Origin of the sequence: Paenibacillus sp. FSL R7-0216, from assembly GCF_037969915.1 — a bacterium.
In the GTDB taxonomy this organism is placed as follows: domain Bacteria; phylum Bacillota; class Bacilli; order Paenibacillales; family Paenibacillaceae; genus Fontibacillus; species Fontibacillus rhizolycopersici.
In genome coordinates, this window is the sequence record NZ_CP150222.1 from 1,766,731 (window position 1) to 1,791,622 (window position 24,892).

Consider the following 24,892-nt stretch of genomic DNA (forward strand, 5'->3'; position numbering starts at 1 on the left):
GGAGAGGGGATTCATGGATCATGCACCAGTTTGAAGAAAGCGTATACGAATTAATTGTGGAAGCTTCAACAAGGTTACCGGGCGACGTACGACGTGCGGTAAACCGGGGGCGGGCCCTGGAAAACCGAGCGACGCGGGCCGGTCTGGCCATGTCGACTATCGCGCAGAACATCCGTATGGCGGAGGAACAGGTTTCGCCGATATGTCAGGATACCGGAATGTTGACCTTTGTGGTGCATACGCCGGTAGGGGCGAATCAGATTGAGATGAAGAAGGCGATTTACGCCGCGGTGCAGCGGACGACCAAGGAAGGCAAGCTGCGTTCGAATTCCGTAGATTCCTTAACGGGAGAGAACAGCGGTGATAATTTGGGCCCAGGAACGCCGGTCATTCATTTCGAACAATGGGAGAAAGACACGATCGACATCCGACTGATCTTGAAAGGCGGCGGATGCGAGAATAAAAATATACAGTACAGCCTGCCGACCGAATTGGAAGGGTTAGGCCGTGCGGGGCGAGATCTCGACGGGATCCGCAAATGCATTTTGCATGCCGTTTATCAGGCACAAGGGCAGGGCTGCAGTGCAGGGTTTCTTGGAGTCGGCATCGGCGGCGACCGCACAACGGGGTACGAGCTAGCCAAACAACAGCTATTCCGTCCGCTTGATGACGTCAACCCGAATCCGGATTTGGACCGGCTGGAACAGTATATTATGGATACGGCCAATCAGTTGGGAATTGGCACGATGGGATTCGGCGGAGAAGTGACTTTGCTGGGCTGTAAGATCGGAGCGATAAATCGGCTTCCGGCCAGCTTCTTTGTGTCGGTTGCATACAACTGCTGGGCGTTCCGCCGCCAGGGTGTGGACATCGATCCTTCTACCGGCGCCATTCGGGGATGGCTCTATGAGCGCGGAAGCGAAGTACCGGTAGGAGATCTTGAGACAGCCGAAACGGGCGCGGCATCCGAGGAAACTCAGGCCCCCGCCAACCGGGAAGTCGTGCTGCAAACACCGGTGACGGAGGAGCAAATTCGCAGCCTTCGGGTTGGCGACGTTGTAGTTATTAACGGAGAAATGCATACCGGCCGAGATGCGCTGCACAAACACTTAATGGATCATGACGCCCCGTTGGATTTGAATGGAGCGGTCATTTACCACTGCGGGCCGGTGATGCTGAAGGACAACGAAGGCTGGCACGTGAAGGCGGCCGGACCAACGACGAGCATTCGCGAGGAACCGTATCAAGGGGATATCATGAAGAAGTTCGGCATTCGCGCAGTCATCGGTAAGGGGGGGATGGGCCCTAAGACGCTGGCTGCTTTGAAAGAGCATGGCGGCGTGTATTTGAACGCGATTGGCGGTGCGGCACAGTACTATGCGGAATGCATCAAGAAGGTCAACGGCGTCGACTTTATGGAGTTTGGAGTTCCGGAAGCCATGTGGCATCTGGAGGTTGAAGGCTTCGCTGCAATCGTAACGATGGATTCGCATGGGGACAGCCTACATGAAGGCGTTGAGCAGGACTCATTGATGAAGCTGGCTGCCTTTAAGGATCCGGTGTTCAAATAAACATGAAGACCTTTCGCTCGCGCCTAACACTCATCCTAATGATTCTACTCGGGCTCTCGATGCTGGCGGCCGGCATCACGATGGCCCAGATGTTTAAGAACTCGCATATCCGGGCTTTGGAAGATAATATGGCCCGGGAAATTAATCTGCTTGAGGCGACTTTCGATTTTGTTCCCGTGGAAGGGAATTCCGAGGCCAGCGCTTATTACGAACGAAAGGCGAAACAGCTAAAAGAGCTGACCGATTCCCGGGTCACGTTCATTACGTTGAACGGTATCGTCGTCGGCGACTCCGAGTCCGACCCGGAGCGAATGGATAACCATGCCCACCGGCAGGAAATCGAGTCTGCCGTAGGCGGGAACGTGGGCAGTGCGATCCGGTACAGCGATACGATCGGGGAAAATATGCTGTACGTAGCGCATCGCGTAACGGTCGGTGATTTTGACGGTTATATCCGCCTTTCGATGAGTTTGGCAGCCGTGGAGAAGGGGCTTGCCCAAGGGTGGATCTGGATGTTCGGCGGACTGCTTATCCTATTCCTCATAGCGGGTCTAGTAAGTTACCGAGTGGCCGCCGGGTTGACTAAGCCGCTGGAGCAGATCACCCGCGTCGCCCATCGCATCTCCGGATTCGATTACGACGCCAGGGTCAAGCTGGCCCGCAAGGACGAAATCGGTCAATTGGGCCTTGCCATCAACGGCATGGCAGACAGCCTGCAGCAACAGCTCAAGCGGATCCGGGATAACGAGGACTTGATGCAGAGCGTGCTCGCGAACATGACCGGCGGCATTCTGATGGTGGATGCTGCGGAGCGCATTGCCTTAATTAACCGGGAAGCGGAACGGATATTGCATATGAAAGGCGAGCTGCTGCTCGGCAAATCGTATCAGGTGCTCAAACGAAACTATGAGTTCATCAAATTTATGGAAGAAGGCATTGCCCGCAAGGAAGCAGTTCAGGAGGAACGGAACGTCTACGATCCCGAGGAAAAAATCCTGCTGTTCGACAGCGTGCCGATGTTTGAAGACAACGGTAACTACCGCGGCATGTTGTTCCTGTTACAGGATGTCACCGAAATTCGGAAGCTGGAACGGATACGTAGCGAATTCGTCGCCAACGTGTCCCACGAGTTAAAGACGCCGATCGCGGCGGTTAAAGGCTTTGCCGAAACGCTGATGGCTGGCGGGGTGAAGGACGAGGAAACCGCGCGCTCATTCCTGCAGATCATCTATGACGAAGGAGACCGGTTAAACCGATTAATTGGCGACATTCTCGAGCTGTCCAAAATCGAATCGAAGCGAGTGCCGCTGGAATACGCCCCGGTGCAGTTGAAAGAGCTGTTCGACAGCGTGTATGAAGTCCTTCTTCCGGCAGCCGGCAAAAAGTCAATCTCGATGTCGCATGACGTTCCGGAGCATCTGTTCATCGAGGCGGATGAGGATCGCCTGCGGCAAATCTTCATGAATTTGCTGTCCAATGCGATCAGCTATTCGCTGGAAGGCGGAAAAGTACGCGTATCGGCAATCATAGTTGGCGAAGGCGGAGACGAGGAGAGGGTCCGGTTTACGGTTAGCGATACGGGGATCGGCATTCCTAAGAAGGATCTGCCGCGGATTTTCGAACGCTTCTATCGGGTCGATAAGGCGCGATCCCGCAGCTCGGGCGGCACGGGTCTGGGCCTGTCCATCGTCAAACACCTCGTGGAACTGCATCACGGCACTATCCGCGTAGAGAGCAAAGTCGGTGAAGGAACGACGTTTATTTTGGAACTCCCCTTGATGCATGCCTTGGATGATTAAGATCGGTCCTGGGAACATACCAATAAAGTGTAAACTGTTTTTTGAAAAACTTTACACCGCGTTAACAATGCCGTGATATGCTGGGCTTGTCATCAAAGTGATATTGGTTCAAAGCATGAACTTGTACCGCGAATAAATGGGGGGTACTATGACACAACGTCTATTGGTTATCGAAGATGAACCGACGTTATCCCGGCTTTTGTCTTACAATCTGACGAGCGAAGGCTATGAAGTTGTCGTAGAGGATCATGGGCAGACCGGTTATGAAACCGCACTGCAGCAAGAATTTGATTTGATATTGCTCGATTTGATGCTGCCGGGCATGAACGGTTTCGAAATCATGTCGAAGCTGCGAAGCGAAGGCGTGATGACGCCGGTGATTATCCTGACCGCAAAAAATGCGGAGGAGGAAGTCGTGCAGGGCCTGAAGTCCGGCGCCGATGATTACATCACGAAACCGTTTGGCGTGGCTGAGCTACTAGCTCGCGTCGCCGCCGTTCTCCGCCGATCGACAGGTCAGGAGGAACGCGACAAACCGGTCCAGCAGGAGAACTCTCAAATCGCGTTGGGCGCCTTGACGATTTATCCGGAGAAATACGAAGTCACGTTGAACGGGGAAGCGATCACGCTCCGGCCAAAGGAGTTCGAGGTGCTGCTATACTTGGCTCGCAAGCCCGGCGTGGTGATGACCCGGGACGATCTGATGAATGCCGTATGGGGCTTCGATTATATCGGAGGGCAGCGGACCGTGGATGTGCACGTCAGCTCGCTGCGCAAGAAGCTCGAACTGGATCCGCAGTCGGTGCATATCGATTCCATCCGCGGCGTCGGATACAAACTGGTTGTCAATAAGAAGAAAGCGTCCATCATGTAATTTCGTGATGGACGTTCTTTTTTTTACATAGGACAAAAGTCCCGAAAACAATGTACTAACACTCTCCCTCTATGATTCTAGTAGATCGTGCGTAACGTATAAATACGGGGGAGTGGTTCAGGTTGGAAAATCAGGCCATCGCAGTATTGGAGCGTGCTGCAATTGAAGAGACAGAGAACTTGGCGGCGAACGTCGAAGGCGGGGATAACGGGGAATCGTTGCTGATGGAAGACGGCCGCTCAGACGGTCGCTCGACGGAAGGTGTGGCGGTTGCGGCGGTACAGGTTCACTCATACAGCCATAGGGTTCCGGTGATCGGATCGGAGGTTTCCTGCCGAGATGTGTTGGGGCAGTTCCAGAGGCAACCTGAGCTTCCATGTATCGTGGTTTGTGATGATGATCACAAGCCGATCGGGCTGTTGATGCGAGATCGTTTCTTTCGCCATTTGGCCGGTCGGTTTGCTGCGGATCTATTTTATGAGGTATCGGCGCTTCGTTTTGCCCAGCGGGAACCGTTAATCTGCGAGTTGAATACACCGGCCGGGGAACTGTTGGATCAAGCGTTAGGACGGGAGGGGGCCTCTTTCTACGATGGTTTGATCTTAACCGATCAGGGGAAATATTACGGAATCCTGACAGTTCAGGATTTGATGCAGATGTCCCGGCATTTGCAGCGGGAAGCGGACGAAGCCAGGCAGGCGGCGGTCCTTGAGAGCCGCGATCGGATTGTACAGATCGAACGCTCGATTGCTGAAGTGACGGAGTCGGCGAAGCGAAGCCTGCTGGAATCGGAACGGATGAACGGATTGTCGGCGGAAGGACGTCATGAGTTGGAAGCGGTCAAGGCGTCGTTCGCCCGTGTGCTAGACATGACTCGCTCCCAAGAGAAACAAATGGCGGAGCTGTTGGAACGGACGAAACAAATCTCATCGGTCGCTGATCATATCCGCAGCCTGGCGGACCAAAGCGGCATGCTGGCCATGAATGCCTCGATCGAAGCGGCTCATGCCGGGGAACATGGACGAGGGTTTGCGGTTGTGGCTTCCGAGGTTCGCAAGCTTGCCTTGCAGACGAAGAGCTTTTCCGAAGAAATCGGGTTAACGCTAGGTATTGTGAACCGGTTAATTCAGCAAACGGCGTCCACCGCTTCCTCCACTGCGGGAGAAATGGCGGAAAGCCACGGTAGAGTGGGCAACGCGGATGGGACGTTTCAAGCGCTGGTGGATTCAGCCCGAACCGTAGAGGAGCGCGGCCAAGAGATGTTCCGTTCCTCGGAAACGGCAGCCAGTCGCACGAGAACCGTGTTAGGCGAGCTGCGGCAGTTGGCCTCACTTTCGTAAGATTTTACACTACGTTTACAATTAGACTCATGTACTTTTACATAAGTGCGCTAAAATGAAACTGTTTTACATGGAATAATTCCTCATTCGAGCATACTAAATCAATAGCTGAAACGCCGGCACGGGCTCGCTGGGAAGGCGGGTACCGTGCTTCAAGTTTGCCCGCCATTTCCTCGGTCAATCTGGCATAAGCCCTGAGGCCGGGGCAAAGATGTTTATTTGTGAAGGAGAACTGAGATGGATAACATTATCCGGATTCAAAAGTTGAATTTGTATTATGACCGATTCCATGCGCTTAAGGACGTTTCTCTGGATATTCCGGAAAAGGCGATCACCGCTTTCATCGGGCCTTCCGGCTGCGGGAAGTCAACGCTCTTACGCACCTTGAACCGGATGAACGACATGATTCCTGGGACACGGATCGAAGGCACCGTGCAAATCGCCGGCAGTGACATTTACGGCGACGATGTCCAGGTGGAGGCCTTGCGCAAACGGGTGGGCATGGTGTTTCAACAGCCGAATCCTTTTCCAAAATCGATATATGACAATGTCGCCTATGGCCCACGGCTGCACGGCATCAAGAACAAAGCGGCTTTGGATGAAATCGTGGAACGGAGTCTTCGTCAGGCCGTGCTGTGGGACGAGGTCAAGGATTTCCTGAAACGGTCGGCTCTCAGCTTGTCCGGCGGGCAACAGCAGCGTCTTTGCATTGCCCGAGCCATTGCCGTACAGCCCGATATTCTGTTGATGGATGAAGCCACTTCAGCGCTGGACCCGATTTCCACCCTCAAGATTGAGGAACTGGTGCAGCAATTAAAAGATAGTTATACGATTGTCATGGTGACGCATAACATGCATCAGGCGGCGCGTATTTCGGGCCGGACCGTGTTCTTCCTCAACGGGGAGATCGTAGAGGCGGACGATACGCAGAAGCTCTTCTCCACGCCGCAGGATCCACGCACTGAAGATTACATTTCCGGTCGTTTCGGATAATAAGGAGGCTGCAGCAAGATGATTCAAAGAAAGGAATTTGATCAGAACCTGGAGGATTTGCGGCAACTGCTGAGACAAATGGGCGAGCATGTCGAGCACGCTTTGGCGGAGGCCATCAGCGCCCTGCAGGCTTTGGACTCGGCCAAAGCGAAAGAGATCGTGAAGCGCGATGCGGAGCTGAACCGAATGGAAGAGCAGGTCATGGAGATCGGCTCGCGTCTGATCGTGACCCAGCAGCCGGTGGCCAAGGATCTGCGCCGGATCATCGTAGCGTTTAAAATTTCCAGCGATTTAGAGCGGATGGGCGACTTGGCCATCGATATTGCCAAGGTCACTACGCGGCTGGAAGGTCAGACACTTATCAAGCCGTTGATCGATATTCCGAAAATGTCCGAGCTTGTTATTCTGATGCTGCGGGAATCGCTGCAATCGTATTTGGACGAGAATACCGATTTAGCCTATAAAATGGCGAAGGATGATGATGAAGTCGATCACTTGTACAGCCAAATGATCCATGAGCTGTATGCGTTTATGATCTCTAATCCGGAATCTCTCCAGCAAGCGATGTTGCTGACGCTGGTGGGTCGGTATATCGAACGAATCGCCGATCATGCGACAAATATTGGCGAAAGCGCCGTTTACCTGGTGACCGGCCATCGTCCGGACCTAAACGAATAATTCCTGCTCCCCCGCGGTCAACCGGCCGCCGCTCGCGAAATTGTGCGAGCGGCGGCCGGTTTTTCTTTTCCAAGGCGAGCTTTGGTGTTATCGGGAAGGCCCCTGTGTTATCATAAGAAAAGGTAGAAAACTGTGGACGAGGTGTCGTATGGAAAAATTGATACTTATAGATGGGAACAGCATTATTTACCGGGCATTTTTTGCCATGCCGCCGCTCACGAATTCCAGCGGCTTGCATACGAATGCCGTTTACGGTTTTACGAACATGCTGCTGCGGTTGATCCAAGAAGAGCGCCCCACGCATATGCTGGTGGCCTTTGATGCGGGGAAAGTGACCTTCCGCCACGAAGGCTACCAGGAGTACAAAGGCGGACGCGACAAAACCCCGTCTGAGCTGTCCGAGCAGTTTCCATTGATGCGCGAGCTCCTGGAGAGCTTCGGCATCGCCTGGTTCGAATTGGCCGGGTACGAAGCCGATGATATTATCGGCACCTTGAGCAAACGGGCCGAGGAAGCCGGTCAAGAAGTACTCGTTGTGACCGGAGATAAGGATATGCTGCAAGTCGTCAGCGATCGGGTTAAAGTGGCATTAACGCGCAAAGGTGTCAGTGAGGTCGAACCTTATGATCCGCAGCAAATCGAGGAGAGATACGGGCTTAAGCCGCTGCAAATCATCGATTTGAAAGGGCTGATGGGCGATACCTCCGACAATATCCCGGGGGTGCCGGGGATTGGGGAGAAGACAGCCCTGAAATTGCTGCACCAGTTCGGTTCTGTGGAGGAAGTACTGGCCCATACCGATGAATTGAAAGGGAAAATGAAGGAAAATTTGGTGAACCACGCAGAGGACGCCCGCATGAGCAAACAGCTGGCCACCATTTTCCGCGAGGTTCCGGTTGAACGCTCTTGGGAGGAGATGAAGTTTGACGGCATCCAGGAGGAATCGGCCGTTCCGATGCTGCGCAAGCTGGAGTTTAAGTCGCTGCTCGAGCGGATGTCCTTTGCCGGTGGAGGGAATCCAGAGGGAGCGGCTCCCGCGGAGATGGTTGAGATTGAGGTCACCGCGGTTAACCTGGAGAACCTGTCCGAGCTGAACGCCGATCTGGCGAACATCGAAGGGATCATTGTGGAATCCTACGGGGACAATCCGCATCAAGCTACAATGATGGGCATGGTGTTGTCCACCGCCAGCCGTCATTATTTCCTGCCGTTTGACGTGTTACAAGAGGGGGCGGCAGCGGAAGTGCGCGCCTGGTTGGCGGATGAGCACGTGCCAAAGCGGGGTTACGATCTGCACCGGGCGGACTTGGTGCTGTTCTGGCAAGGTGTCGCGTTTGCCGGAGCTGAACATGACGTGCAACTGGCCGCCTATTTGCTTGATCCGACGGAAAGCGACCAGACGATCAGCGGCCTGGCGGCGAAATACCAGTTGCCGGCGGTGCCCGGCGACGATGAGGTATACGGCAAAGGCGCCAAATTTAAGGTGCCGGAGCCGGACGCGTTAAGCCGCCATCTGGCCCGCAAGTCGGACGCCCTGCTGCGCATTCTGCCGCTACAGCGGCAGGAGCTCGAGAAATATGAAATGGAGCGGCTGTTCTACGAACTGGAAATGCCGTTATCCCGGATTTTGGCCGACATGGAGAAGCAAGGCATCGCCGTCAATAAGGAGGCCTTGAAAGAGCTCGGCGTGGAATTTGAAGCCCAGATCAATAAATTGGTAACGCGAATTTATGAAATCGCCGGTCTGGAATTCAATATCAATTCAACAAAGCAATTAGGAGAAATCCTATTTGATAAGCTGGGGTTGCCGGTGATCAAGAAAACCAAAACCGGTTATTCGACGGATGCGGAAGTGTTGGAGAAGCTAGCGCCTTACCATGAAATCGTGCAGTTTATTCTGGAATACCGCCAACTGGCCAAGCTTCAATCGACTTACGTCGAGGGCCTGCTGAAGGAAATCTCGCCGAAAACAGGTAAGGTGCATACGTATTTCCGGCAGACGATCGCCGCAACCGGACGCCTGAGCAGCCAATATCCAAACTTGCAGAACATCCCGATCCGCCTCGAGGAGGGCCGCAAAATCCGCAAAGTTTTTGTTCCTTCAGAGGAAGGTTGGTTTATTCTGGCGGCGGATTACTCGCAAATTGAGCTTCGTGTATTAGCGCATATTTCTGGTGATCCGGGGCTCCAGGAAGCGTTCCTGCACGATATGGATATCCACACCAAGACGGCAATGGATGTGTTTGGCGTTGGACCGGACCAGGTTGACTCCAATATGCGCCGTTCGGCCAAAGCCGTCAATTTCGGGATTGTCTACGGGATCAGCGACTATGGCTTGTCCCAGAACCTGAACATTACGCGGAAGGAAGCCGCCCGGTTCATCGATCAATATTTCGACGCCTTCCAAGGCGTCCGACGTTATATGGACGACATCGTGAAGGAAGCGAAGCGCGACGGTTACGTCAAAACGCTGTTGGAGCGTCGCCGTTATCTGCCAGAGATCAACGCGTCGAACTTCAACCTGCGCTCCTTCGCTGAGCGTACGGCCATGAACACACCGATTCAAGGCTCCGCGGCGGACATCATCAAGCTGGCAATGGTGCGGATGGACGAGGAACTGCACAAGCACGGGCTCAAGAGCCGTATGCTGCTTCAGGTCCATGACGAATTGGTTTTCGAGGTACCGCCGGAAGAGTTGGAGATCATGAGCAAGCTCGTGCCGGAGACGATGGGGAAAGCGTTAGAGCTCTCCGTGCCGCTTAAGGCCGAAGTGTCCAGCGGATTAAATTGGTACGAAGCGAAGTAGGTTCTTGGGATTACAACTTAGAATGAGGTGAGAGGATATGCCGGAATTGCCGGAGGTCGAGACGGTCCGACGGACCTTGACCCAATTGATCGTCGGGAAAACGATCCAAAGCGTCCACGTCTCCTTGCCGCGAATCATCCAACGGCCGGATGATATCCAGCGGTTTGAAGTCGAGCTCGCCGGACATACGATATTAGAGATTGGCCGCCGCGGGAAATTTCTGCGCATCATCATGGATGGGCTGGTACTCGTCTCCCATTTGCGGATGGAAGGGCGATACGGCGTTTATCAGACCGGCGATGAGGTGGAGAAGCATACGCATGTGATTTTCCGGTTTACAGATGGATCCGAACTCCGTTACAAGGACGTGCGCCAGTTCGGTACCATGCATTTGTTCTTGCCCGGAGAGGAATTTGCGCAGAAGCCTTTGGCCAAACTGGGGTTGGAGCCTTTGGAGGCCTCTTTTACGGCAAAGGCTTTTCAAGAGGTGATATCCAGGCGGTCTACCAAGATCAAGCCTGCGCTGCTAAACCAGGAATACATTGTGGGTCTGGGGAATATCTATGTGGATGAAGCCCTGTTCCGGGCGGGAATCCACCCGGAACATCCGGCGGACAAGCTAACCAAGCGGCAGATGGAGCGACTTCACACCGCTATCATAGATACGCTGACAGAAGCGGTGGAAGCTGGAGGATCCTCCATCAAGTCCTATGTCAATGGACAGGGAGAGATGGGAATGTTCCAACATTCCTTGCGGATGTACGGCCGACAAGGGGAGCCTTGCCTAAATTGCGGACAGCCGGTGGTGAAGACCGTTGTAGGGGGACGGGGAACGCATTATTGCCCGAAATGTCAGCCTGCATACCGGACAAGTCATAAGACGCGAGGCGCTAAACAAACGATAGATGAAATTTAGGTCGAAGCTCCAAGTCAAAACAGTGAGGTGTATTGGGAATGAACATCGGACTCACCGGAGGCATCGCCACCGGGAAAAGCACGGTTTCCCGCATGCTAGCCAACCTTGGCGCCGCTGTGCTTGATGCGGATTTGATCGCCAGGGAGATTATGGAGCCGGGCTATCCAGTGCTGGCGGCCGTCCGCGAACGCTTTGGACAAGGGGTGCTTCACCCCGATGGAACGCTCAACCGCAAAAAGCTCGGCGAAATCGTCTTCTCTCATCCGGAGGAGCGTAAGGCGTTGGAGGCGTTGACGCATCCCGCCATCCGTTCCGAAATGAAGCGGCGTCTGGACGAGCTGGAACAAGAGGATCCGCACAGACTGGTGGTGGCGGATATCCCTTTGCTTTACGAATCGGGTCTCGATCCGTTATATGAAGAAATTATGGTCGTATACGTACCCCGGGAGCTTCAAATGTCTCGATTAATCCAGAGGGACGGGTTATCTCGGGAAGCGGCCGAACAGCGTTTAAGCGCCCAGATGGACATCGAAGTAAAGAAGGAGAGGGCGGATATTTTGATTGATAACAGCGGTGGACTAGACGAGACAAAGCGGCAGATTGACGTCTTTTGGCGGGATAAGGGGCTAAAATGAGGTGGCTTCGCAAAAAGAGGGTTCTGCTTCTCCTGTTTATTGGCTTCACGGGCCTCATCTTTTTAAATTCCACCTGGCTTTCGTTATTTTATCCGATTTATTATAAAGAAGAAATTCGTCTGCATGCCAAAAACAACGGTCTCGATCCGTTTATCGTTGCGGCGATTATCAAGGTGGAGACCAATTACAAATCGGGGGCGGAGTCCCGAAAAGGTGCGCTTGGAATTATGCAGATTATGCCGGATACGGCGGAGTGGGTCATCTCCAAAGCGAAGCTGCCCGATACGACGTTAGAGGACATCCGCAACGAGACCGAAACGAATATCCGGATCGGCACGTGGTACCTGGGGTCGTTATCCGAGCAATTCGAAGGCAACCCGATCGCTATGATCGCCGCCTATAATGCCGGGCCGACGAATGTAAAGAACTGGCTGAAGAGCGGACGATGGGATGGCCGGCTGGAGACGGCACAGAATATTCCGTTTGGCGAAACTAGGCATTACGTTCAGCGGGTCTCGCATTATTACAAGCAGTATGTGAAGATTTACGACGAGTTTTAGGTGGATTATTGCGAAAATATAAAGAAAGCATTGACCGGCTAATTGCCAGTCAATGCTTCCTTTGGTGATCGGATTATTTGAATTGACCTGCCAGCTGTTGTTCAGCCAAGGTCACCAAACGTTTCGTAATGAAACCACCGATCGAACCGTTTTCGTAAGAGGTCAGGTTACCAGCATATCCGTCTTGTGGGAAAGAGATGCCAAGTTCCTGAGCAATTTCATATTTCATTTGATCCAAAGCTCCGGAAGCTTGTCTAACCACCAGGTCGTTCGAAGAGTTATTATTTTGGGCCATGATTGTTCACCTCCTTGTGGTTGGTAACAGTATTATGTGCCGGACTATCAACTTCAATCCGATGAATCTAAAGTAATTTATTGCCATTAAGTAAAAAAGGCCGTCATTACGGCATTTAGAGGGGAGGTGTTCTAGCTTGAAATGTCCGTATTGCGATTATTTAGGGACGAAAGTGCTGGATTCAAGGCCGGCTAACGAGAACCGCTCGATCCGTCGTCGCCGCGAGTGCGAGAAATGCAGTCGTCGGTTTACAACGTTTGAAATGGTGGAGGAAATGCCGCTGATCGTGATTAAGAAGGATGGAAGTCGCGAGGAATTTAGTCGGGAGAAAATGCTGAGAGGCTTGATCCGAGCCTGCGAGAAACGCCCGGTTTCCGTTGAGCAGCTGGAATCGATCGTCTCCGAGGTGGAACGTTCCCTGCGCCATTCGGCCAACGCAGAGGTTGAAAGCCGGGGGATTGGCGAATTAGTCATGGAGCAGTTATATCCGGTGGACGAGGTGGCCTATGTCCGGTTCGCTTCGGTTTACCGTCAATTTAAAGATATCAATATGTTTATGAAAGAACTGAAGGGCCTGCTCTCCAAAAATACGGGGGTCACGGAATAGTTTCTTTTACTAAAGCACTCTTCGCTGCTAAGCGCGAGAGTGTTTTTTTTATATTTTGCACAGAATAATCAGAACTAGAGGAGGTATGTCTCATCATTTTACACAAAGTTTACAAAACGAAAACACAGGATTGATCTTCGCTTTCTATAATCAAATTGTAAAACACATAAGGGGGATACCTAAGACAATGAAAAAGAGTATGCTATTGGTTTTGACATTGGTGTTGAGCTTGACGCTGGCGGCATGTGGTCAAAACAACAACGCGGCACAAAACAACACGGCTGGAACGAACGGCGGCACTACGGATGAAGCATCCGCGAACAACGGCGGCAACGCAGCAACGTCGGAACTTTCCGGGTCGATCCTGGCGGTAGGTTCCTCGGCATTGCAACCTTTGGTAGACCAAGTATCGAAAAAATTCATGGATCAAAATCCTAAAGTTTCTATACAAGTTCAAGGTGGAGGCAGCGGCACGGGTCTGACGCAGGTCTCCGGAGGACAGGCGGACATCGGGAACTCCGACGTTTTCGCGGAAGAGAAACTGGAAGCTGCTCAAGCCAGCGAACTGGTTGACCATCAAGTTGCAGTCGTGGCGATGGCTGCCGTCGTGAATCCGGATATCACCATCGACAATTTGACAAAAGACCAACTGGTACAAATTTTCACGGGTAAAGTCACGAACTGGAAAGACCTTGGCGGTCCCGATCAAGCGATTCAAATCGTCAACCGTCCTTCGAGCTCCGGGACTCGCGCAACGTTCGAGAAATATGCTTTGGGCACAAAAACGGAAGACCTGCAAGGTTCGATCCAAGAGGATTCCTCCGGTACGGTTAAGAAGCTTGTCGGCGAAACGCCGGGGGCGATTGGTTACCTTGCCTTGTCCTACCTTGACGATTCCGTCAAAGTTGTGAAATACGAAGGCGTTGAAGCTACAGAAGAGAACGTAGCAAACGGAACTTATCCGGTATGGGCCTATGAGCACATGTACACCAAAGGCGAGCCAAACGAAGTTGTTAAAGCGTTCCTGGACTTCATGGTTTCCCCTGACGTACAAGGCGACAACGGCGACGTTGTAGAGCTTGGTTATATTCCGGCAAGCAAAATGCAAGTTCAACGCGATGTGGATGGCAAGATCACACAGAAGTAACCAATAGGACTCGATAACATCATATCGGCGCGGCAAGAGGCGGACTGTTCTGCCTCTTTCTGTGCTGTTATTAAAGGGAGAGGTTTCATGGCTCAGTCCGGCGGAAGAAAAAAAATACAACCGCATATCGTCGAGGAATGGACCGGCAAAATTTACGCTTCGTTTTGTATCGTATTGCTGGTCGTCACCATCTTCTCGATGGTTTATTACGTAGCAACCAAGGGGTTAAGCACCTTTTTTCAAGACGGGATCGCATTTCGCGAAATATTCGGCAGTACGAACTGGAAACCGGATGGGGAACCTCCGGTATTCGGTGCCCTTCCGTTTATTTTGGGCTCATTCGGCACCTCGATTTTGGCGGCGTTGATCGCGGCCCCGCTCGGCATTTGCGCAGCTTTATTTATGGTCGAAATTATGCCAAAGTTCGGGAAGAAATATCTGCAGCCGGTCATCGAATTGCTGGCTGGGATCCCTTCCGTTGTATATGGTTTTGTGGGGCTCAGCGTCATCGTGCCTTTCTACCGGGATGTTTTCCCGGGACAAGGTCTTGGTATCTTGGCCGGAGCGACCGTGTTGTCGATTATGATCTTGCCAACGATAACTTCGATTGCCACCGATGCGCTAGCTGCTCTGCCTCCCGGTTTGAAAGAAGGTTCTTACGCACTCGGCGCAACGCGCTGGCAAACCTTGTATCGGACCGTCTTGCCGACAACCATGCCGGCTTTATTAACTGGGGTCGTATTGGGCATGGCCCGGGCTTTCGGGGAAGCCCTGGCGGTACAGATGGTCATCGGGAATGCGCCGCATATTCCGCGTTCTCTCTTTGAATCCACCTCCACCTTGACCAGCGTGATTACGCTGAGTATGGGGAATACGGTGATGGGATCGACGCAAAACAATGTCCTTTGGACGCTGGCGCTGATCTTGATGCTAATGACGTTCATATTCGTCTTTATCGTCCGGTGGCTGGAAAGGAGAGCAAAACGATGAGCGCAAAAACTGTAGACAAAATCGCAACGGCCGTCATTGTCGCTTTGGCCGGATTGATCGTTCTCATTATGGCGGGTTTACTCGGCTTTATTTTAGTTCGGGGGTTGGGGCATATCAGCTTCGACTTTCTTACGTCACCGCCCGAAACGATTAAGGAAGGCGGCGGGATCGGCCCGCAATTATTCAACTCTTTATTCCTTCTGGTCTTAACGATGATCATCACCGTACCGCTAGGTATCGGGGCAGGGATCTATATGAGCGAATATGCCAAACCGGGGAAAATCACCGATTTTATCCGTTTGATCGTGGAAGTGTTATCCTCTTTTCCGTCGATCGTCGTTGGTTTGTTCGGTCTGCTCGTACTCGTAAATGTATTCGGATTTGGGTTTTCCCTGTTCTCGGGTGCATTGGCTTTAACGATTTTCAATCTGCCGCTGATGGTGCGGATCACGGAGCAGGGATTAGCCAGCGTGCCGCAGGCTCAGAAGGAAGCCAGTTTGGCGTTGGGCTTGTCCAAATGGAAAACGATCCAATCGGTCATGCTCCCGATCGCTACGCCGATTATCCTGACCGGGACCATTCTGGCTGCAGGTCGCGTGTTTGGCGAAGCTGCGGCGCTGCTGTTCACCGCCGGCATGAGCAGTCCGCGGCTTGACTTTAGCAACTGGAATCCGCTTAGTCCGACGTCACCGCTAAATCCGTTCCGTCCGGCGGAAACGCTGGCCGTTCATATCTGGAAGATCAATTCCGAAGGTTTGGCACCGGACGCACCCGAAATCGCCGCCGGCGCTTCGGCCGTACTGATATTGACCGTGCTGGCATTTAACTTGCTGGCCCGCTGGCTCGGACGCGTGATGCTCAAGAAATTTACGGCGACGAAATAGGAGGACGAAGCCAAGTGCCTAATATCGAATTATCAACGAAAGACTTAAGTGTTTTTTACGGAGAGAAGCAAGCCGTTAAGAATATATCGCTTGATTTTGCCTCCCGGCAAGTTACCGCATTGATCGGTCCTTCCGGCTGCGGTAAATCCACCTTTCTGCGCAGCTTAAACCGGATGAATGACCTCATCAGCGGAGCAAAGATCACGGGAGAAATCTGGATCGGGGAAGACAATATCAATGCTCCGAAGACGGATGTCGTGCTGCTGCGGCAAAAGATCGGCATGGTCTGGCAGCGTCCGAACCCGTTCCATAAGTCCATTTATGAAAATATCGCTTTCGGGCCGCGTTACCACGGGATCCGGAATAAGAAGAAGCTGGATCAAATCGTCGAGGAATCGCTTATCAAAGCGGCGCTATGGAACGAGACGAAAGATCGACTGCATACCTCCGCCTTAGCTTTATCCGGCGGCCAACAGCAGCGCCTCTGCATTGCCCGTTCGATAGCGGTTAGTCCGAGCATCATCCTGATGGATGAACCGGCTTCAGCCCTGGATCCGGTGTCCAGTGCCAAAATCGAAGAATTGATTGCTGATCTGAAGAAGGATTATTGCATCATCATCGTGACGCACAACATGCAACAAGCGGCTCGAGTGTCAGAGAAGACGGCTTTCTTCCTGATGGGGGAATTGGTCGAGTATGACGATACGAGCAAGATCTTCACCAATCCGTCCGAGAAACGGACGGACGATTATATTTCCGGTCGGTTCGGTTAAGCCCGGCTGCTGGATTCACCAAACAAACAGGTCAAACCGGGGACTCCCTTTCCGGTCTGGCCTTCTTCTCGTTTTCGGGGACAATACCGGACCCGGGGCGGGGGTTCGCCCCGTCCGGGGTCCCTTTTAGATTGGAAAATCTCCGTATATACTGATAACATGGAAGAAAGGACACAAGTGGCGTTGGCAGCGCCTGGAATGACTAAAGGAGATTAGATCATGAACGTGCTGGATTGGATAGAAAGGATGTTTGAGCAATACGGCTATTTTGTCCTGCTGCTCGGACTTCCCATCGATTTTATCGCGCTGCCGCTACCGCCGGGTCAAACGACATTGACCTATACCGGATATTTGGCTTATAAGGGCCTCCTTGATTTTCTGCCGGCTGTGCTGGCCGGATACGCAGGGGCGGTGATCGGAGTGACCATCACCTATTGGATCGGACACCGGGTTGGCGCGCCGCTGATCGAACGGTACGGAAAGTGGATTCTGGTAAAACCTTCGCATTTGGACAAAACAAGACGAGTCTATGAGAAATATGGCAACAAGATGCTGTTGATCAGTTTCTTCGTGCCTGGTGTTAGACAGTTTTTCGGTTATTTCGTCGGTATTATCCGCATCCCATTTCGAACCTTCGCTTTGTATGCTTACACCGGGGCAGCTCTTTGGGTCGTTACTTTTGTGAGCATTGGATTTGTGTTTGGCGAACAGTGGCAGGTCGCCATCGACCTGGTTGAGAAATATTTGAAGTATTTTTTTATGGGGTTGGGGGCGCTGCTCGTGCTGCTCGTGTATATGAAGTGGCGGCGATGGAGGCTGAAGATAGCCAAACTATCCCGGTAATACCCAAAAGGCGCAGGATGTTGATCCTGCGCCCTTGTTATTTCTTTCGACTTTTTTTATTTTCGGGTTTGCTTCGGAGCAGCATGAATTCGTCAATCAGCGTTTCCTCGGTATCGCTGCTGGATGTGCCGCTGCCGTTCCCTGCTTTTTCTTCCTTCAGCTTTAACAGGGAGAGCAAATCGAAAAAATCCCCGAGCACGGTGAACCCGGCTCCGATAATCGCCAGGTCATCCGAGGAGATATCATTGTCTTGGAGTCTTTGGTACTGACGTCTTTTTTTTCCTCCCAAGAACACCACCTGCTTTTAAGATTGACTTGTTTCATCATATGCAATGAGCAAAAGTCGTGATTAGGCGGCTGCAATGGACCGGATCTGAAGCTCAGGTTATTTAGACAATCTGGCATGATAAACCCATTTTTGCTGAACTCCGCGAATGTCCCGATCGTTCGCAAGCAGGTCGTAATATGATGTTCTATATTTAAAAAGGAGGGAAAAATCAATGTCGGGATATGAAAATGGCGTAGGCAACGTAGGTTACGGTGGTTTCTGGACTTCTACGGGTACAATCCTGGTTCTGTTCATCCTGTTGGTCATCGTTTCCAGAGCGCTTATCGTATAATTGAGGCGTACACCTCCACAAAGGCCCTGCTGCAGCGGGGCCTTTGTTTTTTTTATAACACTGACCGTAACTGTCAGTGTTTCCCCGCTATACTCAAGTCAAAACTATATTTTGCGGGAGGAAACAAGATGTTTGTCAAAATCGAAGAGTTTATTGAAGCCTGGACGGAGGAGAGTAAATTGAAGGAACGCATCATGGAAGCGCTAACCGATGCATCATTATCCCAGCCGATTGTGGAAGGACGCAGAACTTTAGGGCAGATTGCTTGGCACTTGGTTGGATCGATCCATTACATGACCCATTGCGGTTTGAATTTCGCTGGCCCGGCTGGCGGTGAGCATGTTCCTGCATCAGCGGCAGAGATTGCGGAGGAGTACCATCGCATCAGCGAGGCTCTCATCGAGGCGGTCCGATCTGAGTGGACGGACGAACAGCTGCTGGCAACGACGGAAATCGCGGGTGAACCGTGGCCGAACGGAGCCTCACTCCGGTTTACACTCATGCATCAAGCGCACCATCGGGGACAAATGACCGTATTGATGCGTCAGGCCGGACTTCGTCTACCCGATGTCTACGGACCGACTTACGAGTCCTGGATCGAACAAGGAATGGAGCCGCTGGCCTAAAGCGGTCAGTGCGGTTAAAATAGAAGCAACATTTCACCGGAAAGGGTGATGCGCATGTCCAAAGCGGATCATATGTTGTCGATTCTATGGCTCCTTCGGTCTGGCCGGAAGATGACCGCCCGTCAGCTGGCCGACGAGCTGGAGGTTCATATCCGTACTGTGTACCGATGCATCGACTCGCTCTGTGCCAGCGGCGTGCCAATTGTGGCCGATGCCGGGCCGGGCGGCGGTTACCGGATTCTCGGCCGATTTGCGGAATCACCGCTGATGTTTGACGCGGAGGAGCAGAAGGCGCTGGTGCATGCTTCGATTTTTGCCCGGGAAGCCGGATATCCGTTTAGTGAGGCGTTAATCCGCGCGGTGGACAAGCTGAAGCTGTACACGAACGAAGAACAGCTGGAGCAAATCGAACGCCACGGTCGCGGCATGTCGGTGATCTATCCGCCGGTGGATGAAAGGGAGCAGTCCTTCCTGCAAACTCTGGAACTGGCGTCGGCTGAAGGCTGTTCGCTGGAGATGGCGTACCGGGGAGGTAAAGATGAGGCCGCCGTCGACCGTGTGTTCGATCCTTACGGCATCGTACACTGGAAGGGGAGCTGGTATACTGTCGGCTACTGTCGGTTGCGGCAGCGGCTTCGCAGTTTTCGGGTCGACCGGATCAAACGATTGGAACGTAGCGAGGAGCGGTTCGAACGGCCGTCCCATTTTTCCGCCAAAGCGTTCTTGTTAGGGAATTTGTTGCCGGAGTCGTTGGAGGATGCCTCCTTACTCACGGTGAGAATCCAAGGCCACGAACGAGCCTTAAACGAGCTGCAGCGTCACTGGATGTTTGGTCACACCTTAGTTCAGCGAAACGAAGAGGAGGCGGTTTTCCGGATGGAAAGCGCCTCCTTGCTCACCTATGTGCCTTATTACTTGCTACCGTATGGGAAAGCTCTAACGATCATGGAACCTGACGTCTTGATCAAACGCATGGCGGAAGTCAGCCAGACGATGGCTGAACATTATCAACAGATGCAGGTGCGTAGCACAGAAGGCAAGGAAGGGTAAGCAAAGGTCCGCGCATCACCCTTTCGTTCCCCCTTGCAAACCGAACCCCTTGGACATAAATCGTTGGGATAAGATGTACAGCACAATGGACGGGATTGCGTACATAATGGAGAAAGCGGCGAGATTGCCGTATTCAATCATCCCGTATTGACCAAAGAACTGGTACAGCTTTAGGGAAGCCGGGAAGTTTTCCGGATTTTGCAGCAAAATGTAAGGGACGAAGAAATTCCCCCAGCTGCCTGAGAAGGTGAAGATCGCCACCGTACAGATCCCCGGGACCATCAGTGGCGCAACAACCTTACGGATCCCCATAAACACGGAGGCCCCGTCTACCCAAGCCGCTTCCTCCATATCCAGTGGGACGGAGTCCATGAAGTTCTTCAGCATCCATATGCCGTAAGGCATGGAAGAAGCCACATAAAACAGGATCACGCCGAAGATCTGGTCATATAACTTCAGGCTAAGGAACAGCTGATAAACCGGGACCATTACCGCGGTGATCGGCAGAGAAGTCATGAACAAGATGGTCAGCATAAACGGCTTCTTGTACTTCATCTGGTACCGGGACAACGGATAGGCAGCGAGCAGCGCCAAGATGACGACAAGCACCGCCTGCCCCAGCGACATGATCAAGCCAATCAGGAATGCGCGCTGGTTCTCGCGGCTGGTGATGACCTCGATGTAATTGTCCGCCGTCACCGCCTTCGGCAGCTTCAGTGTTTGCATTGCATTGGCGTCGACGGAAGCAACCGCGACCCATAACAAAGGCAAGACGAAGCAGATCCCGATGAAGGTGAGGATCGCATAGGGCATGATTCGGTAGATGATTTTCCGTTGTTTTGCGCTCATAACGAAGTCTCCTTGCACTTGGACTATTTCAACGAGCGGGTATAGAACAAGCTGAGCACGATCCCGATTAACAGAAGCAGTAAGGAGATCGCGGTGCCGTACCCGAGTTGATAGTTCACGAAGGCTTGGTTGTACATAAAGATTGGCAGCGTGGTCGTGGATGTACCCGGCCCCCCGCCGGTCATGGCGTAGATTAACCCGAAGACGCCCAATGTCTGCAGCGTGACCAGCATCATGTTGGTGGTAAAGGTCTCCTTGATGTAGGGGATAATGATCCGAGTCAGGACCTGCCACCGTGAGGCGCCGTCAACAACCGCGGCTTCTTCCACCTCGCTTGGTACATCGTCCAACGCCGCTTGAAAGACCAGCATCGAGAAGGCCGTGCCGTGCCAAATGTTGGCGAGGATGATGGTCAGCATCGGAACGGTATACAGCCAAGTAACGGCTGGAATTCCCAGCGAGGTGATGATCGAGTTCAGCGTGCCTTCGTCACCGAAGAAGCTGTACAAGCACAATGCGCAGACGATCTCCGGGGTGACCCAACCGGCCAGGACAATCGTGCCGATGACCCGGCGGAACGTCTTATTCTTATGCTTCATAAGCAGGGCGATGAGAAAGCCCAGCACCTGCTGCCCGATGACCGCCGAGCCAAACAGAAAGACGAGCGTATTCCATATGCTGATCTTAACCGTCGGGTCTTTGAACATGTGGAGATAGTTGTCGAAACCGACGAATTTCAGTTCTCTGGCGGATTCCCCCGTTAAGGCGAGGTTCGTAAACGAGTAAAAGAAGGTCAGAAAGACCGGATAGATAAAAAATACCAGCATGATTGCAATCGAAGGGAGCATGAAATACAGCCATGCGTACGAATTTCGTTTTCTGGAGTAACCTTCCGCCGCCATGCTGCTCATTTTTGGATGACTCCGTTCTCACCTACGATGCGGGTCACGTCCTGGGCATACTTTTGGGCTGCATCCGAAGGGGAAGTACCTGTGGCAACCGACTCAACCATCGTTTGGATTTGCGTCGATACCTCCGGGTATTTGTCCTGCGCCGGGCGGAACTCGGCGTTCTGTAAGTATTCCGTAGCGATCTCGTTAAACGGCATTTTTGTGTACCCCGGATCCTTGGCGACATCGGCCCGGACGGTAATATTACCCGAAGCGGTAACCAGCTTTTGGCTGTTTTCCTTATTTAGCGCATATTTGATAAACTCCCAGGCTTCGTCTTTATGCTTGGCGTTGCTTGGAATGGACAAGGCCCAGCCTCCGGCAAGGGTGATGGAACCCGGTGCCTGGCCTTGGCTGGTTGGCATGGGGGCAAAGCCTAACACATCCTTGTATTCCGGCCAAGGGGATGCTCCGGAATCAAGATAGTTTCCCGTGATCCAGGAGCCGTCGAGGGAGATGGCTAGCTTGCCCTGTGGCAAATATTCGCGGGAAGCGGTGTTGCCGGCCTGCCCGTTCAGGACTTTGGAGAGCGGAGGTCCAAGCTTCTCCTTGTTCACGGTTTCAACAAACCCTAACGCATCCAAGATCCCTTGGCTTTGAATGATCCATTTGCCGCTTGCATCGTCATACAGCCGTTCGCCCGTACCATACAAGAGCATTTCGTACGTTTGCATGGACGTGGCTTCCCCGGTCGCCTTTCCCATGTTCATCCAGATTGGAACGATGTCCGGCGCCTTCTCCTTCACTGTGCGAGCCGCATCAAGCACTTCCTCCCAGTTCTTCGGTGTCCAATCCTCGGGGAGGCCCACCTGCTTGAAGATTTGCTTGTTGTACCAAAGCCCGCGTGAGTCGGTATTATACGGTACTCCGTACACCTTGCCGTCGCTGGCGGTTACGCCCTTCTTCATCGCCTCGATGAACGAACCGTTCGTCCAGTCCTCCCAGCCCTTCAACCGTTCGTCCAGCGGTTCCAGATAGCCGGCACTGGCGTCGGAATTGAGGATAAACGTATCCTCTGTTACGATATCCGGCGCAGTATCTTTGGACTTTAAGGCCAAGGCAATCTTGGCAAAATAATCACCTTCCGATGCTTGGATCGGCGCCGGTTTGATCTCGACCTCCTTATTTGGATAATCAGCGGCAATTTCCGTTAGCCAACGATACAGCGAGCCTTTCTCTCCGGCTCCGTCATCCCGGTACGTCACGGTAATCGTTGTTTTTCCGGAACTGCCCGACTTGTCACCGGACCCGGAACACCCGGCTAGCAGTGTCCCGCCCAAGGCCGTGCACAACAAAACGGAAGCGATGGCCCAACTTCTCTTTTTCATGAATGACATGTTGTTCCCTCCCTGTTTTCGTATCCTCTTTGGGTTTGGCTCCTCTCAGGTTGTGAAAGACATTACGTTGTATCCGCTTTCATGCCTTCCAGTAAAACATACTTATCGATAGAAAGATTTATTCAGGAATCGCCTCGAAAAACTATTGACCGAATCGGTTTATGGCAGTATGATCTTATCGACCGATTCGGTTTATGGTGCACGGGAGGTGAAGATATGGAGAAATTTTGGAGTTTGCCCTTGGAAAAACAACATGGCATTATCGATGCGGCTTTAGCGTGTTTCGGTACCAACGGGTACAAGAAGACGTCGATGAACGACATCGCCGCGGAGGCCGGGATTTCTAAGGCGATGGTCTTCCATTATTTCGGCACGAAGAAAGCGTTGTATCTCTATTTGATCAACTACTGCAGCGATTTAGTGATGAACGAAATCAATGCGAAGTTCGATGAAACACTGACGGATTTCTTCGAAAGGATTAAGCAAGCCACGAACATTAAAGTGTCTGTAATCGGGAGGCATGCGGCAGTGCTGTCTTTTTTGACCAGTGTGTATTTCGAAACGAATGAGGAAGTGCGGCAGGACATTACGGCGATTTTGGCCAAAGGGGAGGACATCCGGAATCGGATCGCCTTGTCCGGTGTGGATGAATCGAAGTTTAAGGAAGGTATCGATCTGCAGCTTCTCATGAACATGCTGACCTGGATGGCGGAGGGGTTTACCAGTCAGATGTCCAGGGGGAACAAAATAGATATCGAGGTCATTGCAAGGGAGTTTTTCCGTAGCATCGACATGCTGAAAGCGCAGTTTTATCGGCCGGAGTATTTGTAAGTGGCGGCGGTTTATTCGAGAAGGAGGGCGTACCATGAGCGTGATTGAAGTGAAAAACCTCACAAAGAAATATGGGAATTCGAGAGGCATTACCGACGTAAACCTGCAGGTAGAAGAGGGGGAGATCTTCGGCTTTATCGGTCCCAATGGGGCTGGGAAGTCGACGACGATTCGGACACTGTTAGGACTCATTTACCCGACAAGCGGCAGTGCAACCCTGTTTGGCAAGAGCTGCATTCAACACCCCGAGATCCGCAGGGAGCTCGGATATCTGCCTTCGGAAGTCTTTTATTATGATGGCATGCGCGTGATCGACTTACTCAACTATTCCGCAAGCTTTTACAAGAAGGATTGCACTAAACGAATCAAGGAACTGGCAGAGCGAATGGACTTGGATCTGAAGAAGAAAATCGACGACCTATCCTTCGGGAATAAAAAGAAGGTTGGAATTGTGCAGGGGCTGCTTCATGAGCCGAAACTCATTATTCTCGACGAGCCAACCAGCGGGCTGGATCCGCTGATGCAGCAGACCTTTTTTGAACTGGTCGCGGAGGAGTACCGGAAAGGGGCGACCGTATTTTTCTCGTCCCATATCCTCAGTGAAGTGCAGAAGATGTGCAGCCGCGTCGCCTTCATTAAGGAAGGGCGGATCATCAAACAAGAGAAGATAAGCGACCTGCAGGACAACAGTTACAAGAAAGTTAGCTTGGAGGCAAAGTTCGCGATCGATCCGACTGCTTTCCAAATGGACGGTGTCAGTAATCTTGAGTTGAAAAGCTCTGCGGCCAGCTTCATCTTCAAAGGCAACCTTAACGCGATGATGCAAAGAATTGCCGAGGTTGAACTGACCAACATCTCTATCGTGGAGCCTGATTTGGAGGAAATCTTCATGCATTACTATGTGAAGGAGGAATAGCT

26 protein-coding genes are annotated in these 24,892 nt (G+C 52.4%); 21 read left to right on the top strand and 5 right to left on the bottom strand.

The window, feature by feature from the left end; translation table 11 throughout:
* Positions 1-20: 20 nt before the first annotated feature.
* The 10 genes from MKZ15_RS07775 to MKZ15_RS07820 all read left to right on the top strand — a co-directional run bounded on the left by MKZ15_RS07775 (position 21) and on the right by MKZ15_RS07820 (position 12,172).
* A complete protein-coding gene (locus MKZ15_RS07775; RefSeq protein WP_339821054.1) occupies positions 21-1,571 on the top strand; it encodes a fumarate hydratase in 1,551 nt (516 codons plus the stop codon).
* A gap of 2 nt (positions 1,572-1,573) precedes the next feature.
* On the top strand, positions 1,574-3,370 hold the full coding sequence (locus MKZ15_RS07780) for an ATP-binding protein (RefSeq protein ID WP_193419083.1): 1,797 nt from the start codon (positions 1,574-1,576) through the stop codon (positions 3,368-3,370).
* A 148-nt stretch (positions 3,371-3,518) separates the two neighbouring features.
* A complete protein-coding gene (locus tag MKZ15_RS07785) occupies positions 3,519-4,244 on the top strand; it encodes a response regulator transcription factor (RefSeq protein WP_155604957.1) in 726 nt (241 codons plus the stop codon).
* Positions 4,245-4,366: 122 nt separating this feature from the next.
* Complete coding sequence (locus MKZ15_RS07790; protein WP_339821056.1) at positions 4,367-5,584, top strand: methyl-accepting chemotaxis protein; 1,218 nt, start codon at positions 4,367-4,369, stop codon at positions 5,582-5,584.
* A 237-nt stretch (positions 5,585-5,821) separates the two neighbouring features.
* Positions 5,822-6,577 carry a phosphate ABC transporter ATP-binding protein PstB gene (gene pstB / locus MKZ15_RS07795; protein ID WP_155604958.1) on the top strand — a complete coding sequence of 252 codons (756 nt, stop codon included), beginning with the start codon at positions 5,822-5,824 and terminating at the stop codon, positions 6,575-6,577.
* Between the two features lie 18 nt (positions 6,578-6,595).
* Positions 6,596-7,255, top strand: a complete 660-nt coding sequence (gene phoU, locus MKZ15_RS07800) for a phosphate signaling complex protein PhoU (RefSeq protein ID WP_155604959.1) — start codon at positions 6,596-6,598, stop codon at positions 7,253-7,255.
* A gap of 148 nt (positions 7,256-7,403) precedes the next feature.
* Positions 7,404-10,061, top strand: a complete 2,658-nt coding sequence (polA, locus tag MKZ15_RS07805; protein WP_339821059.1) for a DNA polymerase I — start codon at positions 7,404-7,406, stop codon at positions 10,059-10,061.
* Positions 10,062-10,098: 37 nt separating this feature from the next.
* Positions 10,099-10,977 carry a DNA-formamidopyrimidine glycosylase gene (gene mutM / locus MKZ15_RS07810; RefSeq protein WP_155604961.1) on the top strand — a complete coding sequence of 293 codons (879 nt, stop codon included), beginning with the start codon at positions 10,099-10,101 and terminating at the stop codon, positions 10,975-10,977.
* A 38-nt stretch (positions 10,978-11,015) separates the two neighbouring features.
* Positions 11,016-11,612 carry a dephospho-CoA kinase gene (gene coaE / locus MKZ15_RS07815; RefSeq protein ID WP_339821060.1) on the top strand — a complete coding sequence of 199 codons (597 nt, stop codon included), beginning with the start codon at positions 11,016-11,018 and terminating at the stop codon, positions 11,610-11,612.
* On the top strand, positions 11,609-12,172 hold the full coding sequence (locus tag MKZ15_RS07820) for a lytic transglycosylase domain-containing protein (RefSeq protein ID WP_155604963.1): 564 nt from the start codon (positions 11,609-11,611) through the stop codon (positions 12,170-12,172). Before coaE ends, MKZ15_RS07820 begins: the two co-directional genes overlap by 4 nt.
* A gap of 73 nt (positions 12,173-12,245) precedes the next feature.
* On the opposite strand, the gene MKZ15_RS07825 is transcribed toward MKZ15_RS07820, so the two are convergent.
* Positions 12,246-12,467, bottom strand: coding sequence for an alpha/beta-type small acid-soluble spore protein (locus MKZ15_RS07825; RefSeq protein WP_059046046.1), 222 nt, complete (start codon positions 12,465-12,467; stop codon positions 12,246-12,248).
* Between the two features lie 136 nt (positions 12,468-12,603).
* Here MKZ15_RS07825 and nrdR point away from each other — a divergent pair, with 136 nt between their 5' ends.
* From nrdR to MKZ15_RS07855, 6 genes are all read left to right on the top strand, one after another.
* Complete coding sequence (gene nrdR / locus MKZ15_RS07830) at positions 12,604-13,074, top strand: transcriptional regulator NrdR (protein WP_068786490.1); 471 nt, start codon at positions 12,604-12,606, stop codon at positions 13,072-13,074.
* 187 nt (positions 13,075-13,261) lie between these two features.
* Positions 13,262-14,221, top strand: a complete 960-nt coding sequence (locus tag MKZ15_RS07835; RefSeq protein ID WP_339821063.1) for a phosphate ABC transporter substrate-binding protein — start codon at positions 13,262-13,264, stop codon at positions 14,219-14,221.
* Between the two features lie 87 nt (positions 14,222-14,308).
* Complete coding sequence (gene pstC, locus MKZ15_RS07840; protein WP_339821065.1) at positions 14,309-15,211, top strand: phosphate ABC transporter permease subunit PstC; 903 nt, start codon at positions 14,309-14,311, stop codon at positions 15,209-15,211.
* Complete coding sequence (gene pstA, locus MKZ15_RS07845) at positions 15,208-16,095, top strand: phosphate ABC transporter permease PstA (protein WP_193419090.1); 888 nt, start codon at positions 15,208-15,210, stop codon at positions 16,093-16,095. Before pstC ends, pstA begins: the two co-directional genes overlap by 4 nt.
* A gap of 14 nt (positions 16,096-16,109) precedes the next feature.
* The gene (gene pstB / locus MKZ15_RS07850) at positions 16,110-16,868 is read left to right on the top strand and encodes a phosphate ABC transporter ATP-binding protein PstB (protein ID WP_193419092.1); all 759 of its coding nucleotides are present in this window, start codon (positions 16,110-16,112) and stop codon (positions 16,866-16,868) included.
* 219 nt (positions 16,869-17,087) lie between these two features.
* Positions 17,088-17,711: a DedA family protein gene (locus tag MKZ15_RS07855; protein WP_155604968.1), complete on the top strand. Its 624-nt coding sequence runs from the start codon at positions 17,088-17,090 to the stop codon at positions 17,709-17,711.
* 37 nt (positions 17,712-17,748) lie between these two features.
* On the opposite strand, the gene MKZ15_RS07860 is transcribed toward MKZ15_RS07855, so the two are convergent.
* Positions 17,749-18,006 carry a hypothetical protein gene (locus MKZ15_RS07860; protein ID WP_244868363.1) on the bottom strand — a complete coding sequence of 86 codons (258 nt, stop codon included), beginning with the start codon at positions 18,004-18,006 and terminating at the stop codon, positions 17,749-17,751.
* Positions 18,007-18,211: 205 nt separating this feature from the next.
* On the opposite strand from MKZ15_RS07860, the gene MKZ15_RS07865 reads away from it, so the two are divergent.
* The 3 genes from MKZ15_RS07865 (at position 18,212) to MKZ15_RS07875 (ending at position 20,007) form a co-directional block, all read left to right on the top strand.
* On the top strand, positions 18,212-18,331 hold the full coding sequence (locus MKZ15_RS07865; protein WP_193419096.1) for a sporulation protein YjcZ: 120 nt from the start codon (positions 18,212-18,214) through the stop codon (positions 18,329-18,331).
* 128 nt (positions 18,332-18,459) lie between these two features.
* Positions 18,460-18,957: a DinB family protein gene (locus MKZ15_RS07870; RefSeq protein ID WP_339821068.1), complete on the top strand. Its 498-nt coding sequence runs from the start codon at positions 18,460-18,462 to the stop codon at positions 18,955-18,957.
* A gap of 54 nt (positions 18,958-19,011) precedes the next feature.
* Positions 19,012-20,007: a YafY family protein gene (locus MKZ15_RS07875; RefSeq protein WP_155604971.1), complete on the top strand. Its 996-nt coding sequence runs from the start codon at positions 19,012-19,014 to the stop codon at positions 20,005-20,007.
* Positions 20,008-20,022: 15 nt separating this feature from the next.
* Here the strand turns inward: MKZ15_RS07875 and MKZ15_RS07880 are convergent, their stop codons facing one another.
* Genes MKZ15_RS07880 through MKZ15_RS07890 form a run of 3 tightly spaced genes read right to left on the bottom strand, consistent with a single transcriptional unit; the run spans position 20,023 to position 23,143 of the window.
* A complete protein-coding gene (locus tag MKZ15_RS07880; protein ID WP_155604972.1) occupies positions 20,023-20,856 on the bottom strand; it encodes a carbohydrate ABC transporter permease in 834 nt (277 codons plus the stop codon).
* 23 nt (positions 20,857-20,879) lie between these two features.
* Entirely contained in the window at positions 20,880-21,767 is an 888-nt protein-coding gene (locus tag MKZ15_RS07885; RefSeq protein WP_193419098.1) for a sugar ABC transporter permease, read from the bottom strand.
* Entirely contained in the window at positions 21,764-23,143 is a 1,380-nt protein-coding gene (locus MKZ15_RS07890) for an ABC transporter substrate-binding protein (RefSeq protein ID WP_155604974.1), read from the bottom strand. Before MKZ15_RS07890 ends, MKZ15_RS07885 begins: the two co-directional genes overlap by 4 nt.
* A 216-nt stretch (positions 23,144-23,359) precedes the next feature.
* Between MKZ15_RS07890 and MKZ15_RS07895 the strand changes: the two genes are divergently transcribed.
* Positions 23,360-23,974, top strand: coding sequence for a TetR/AcrR family transcriptional regulator (locus MKZ15_RS07895; protein WP_213621954.1), 615 nt, complete (start codon positions 23,360-23,362; stop codon positions 23,972-23,974).
* Positions 23,975-24,008: 34 nt separating this feature from the next.
* Positions 24,009-24,890, top strand: a complete 882-nt coding sequence (locus MKZ15_RS07900; RefSeq protein ID WP_339821072.1) for an ABC transporter ATP-binding protein — start codon at positions 24,009-24,011, stop codon at positions 24,888-24,890.
* Positions 24,891-24,892: the final 2 nt, after the last annotated feature.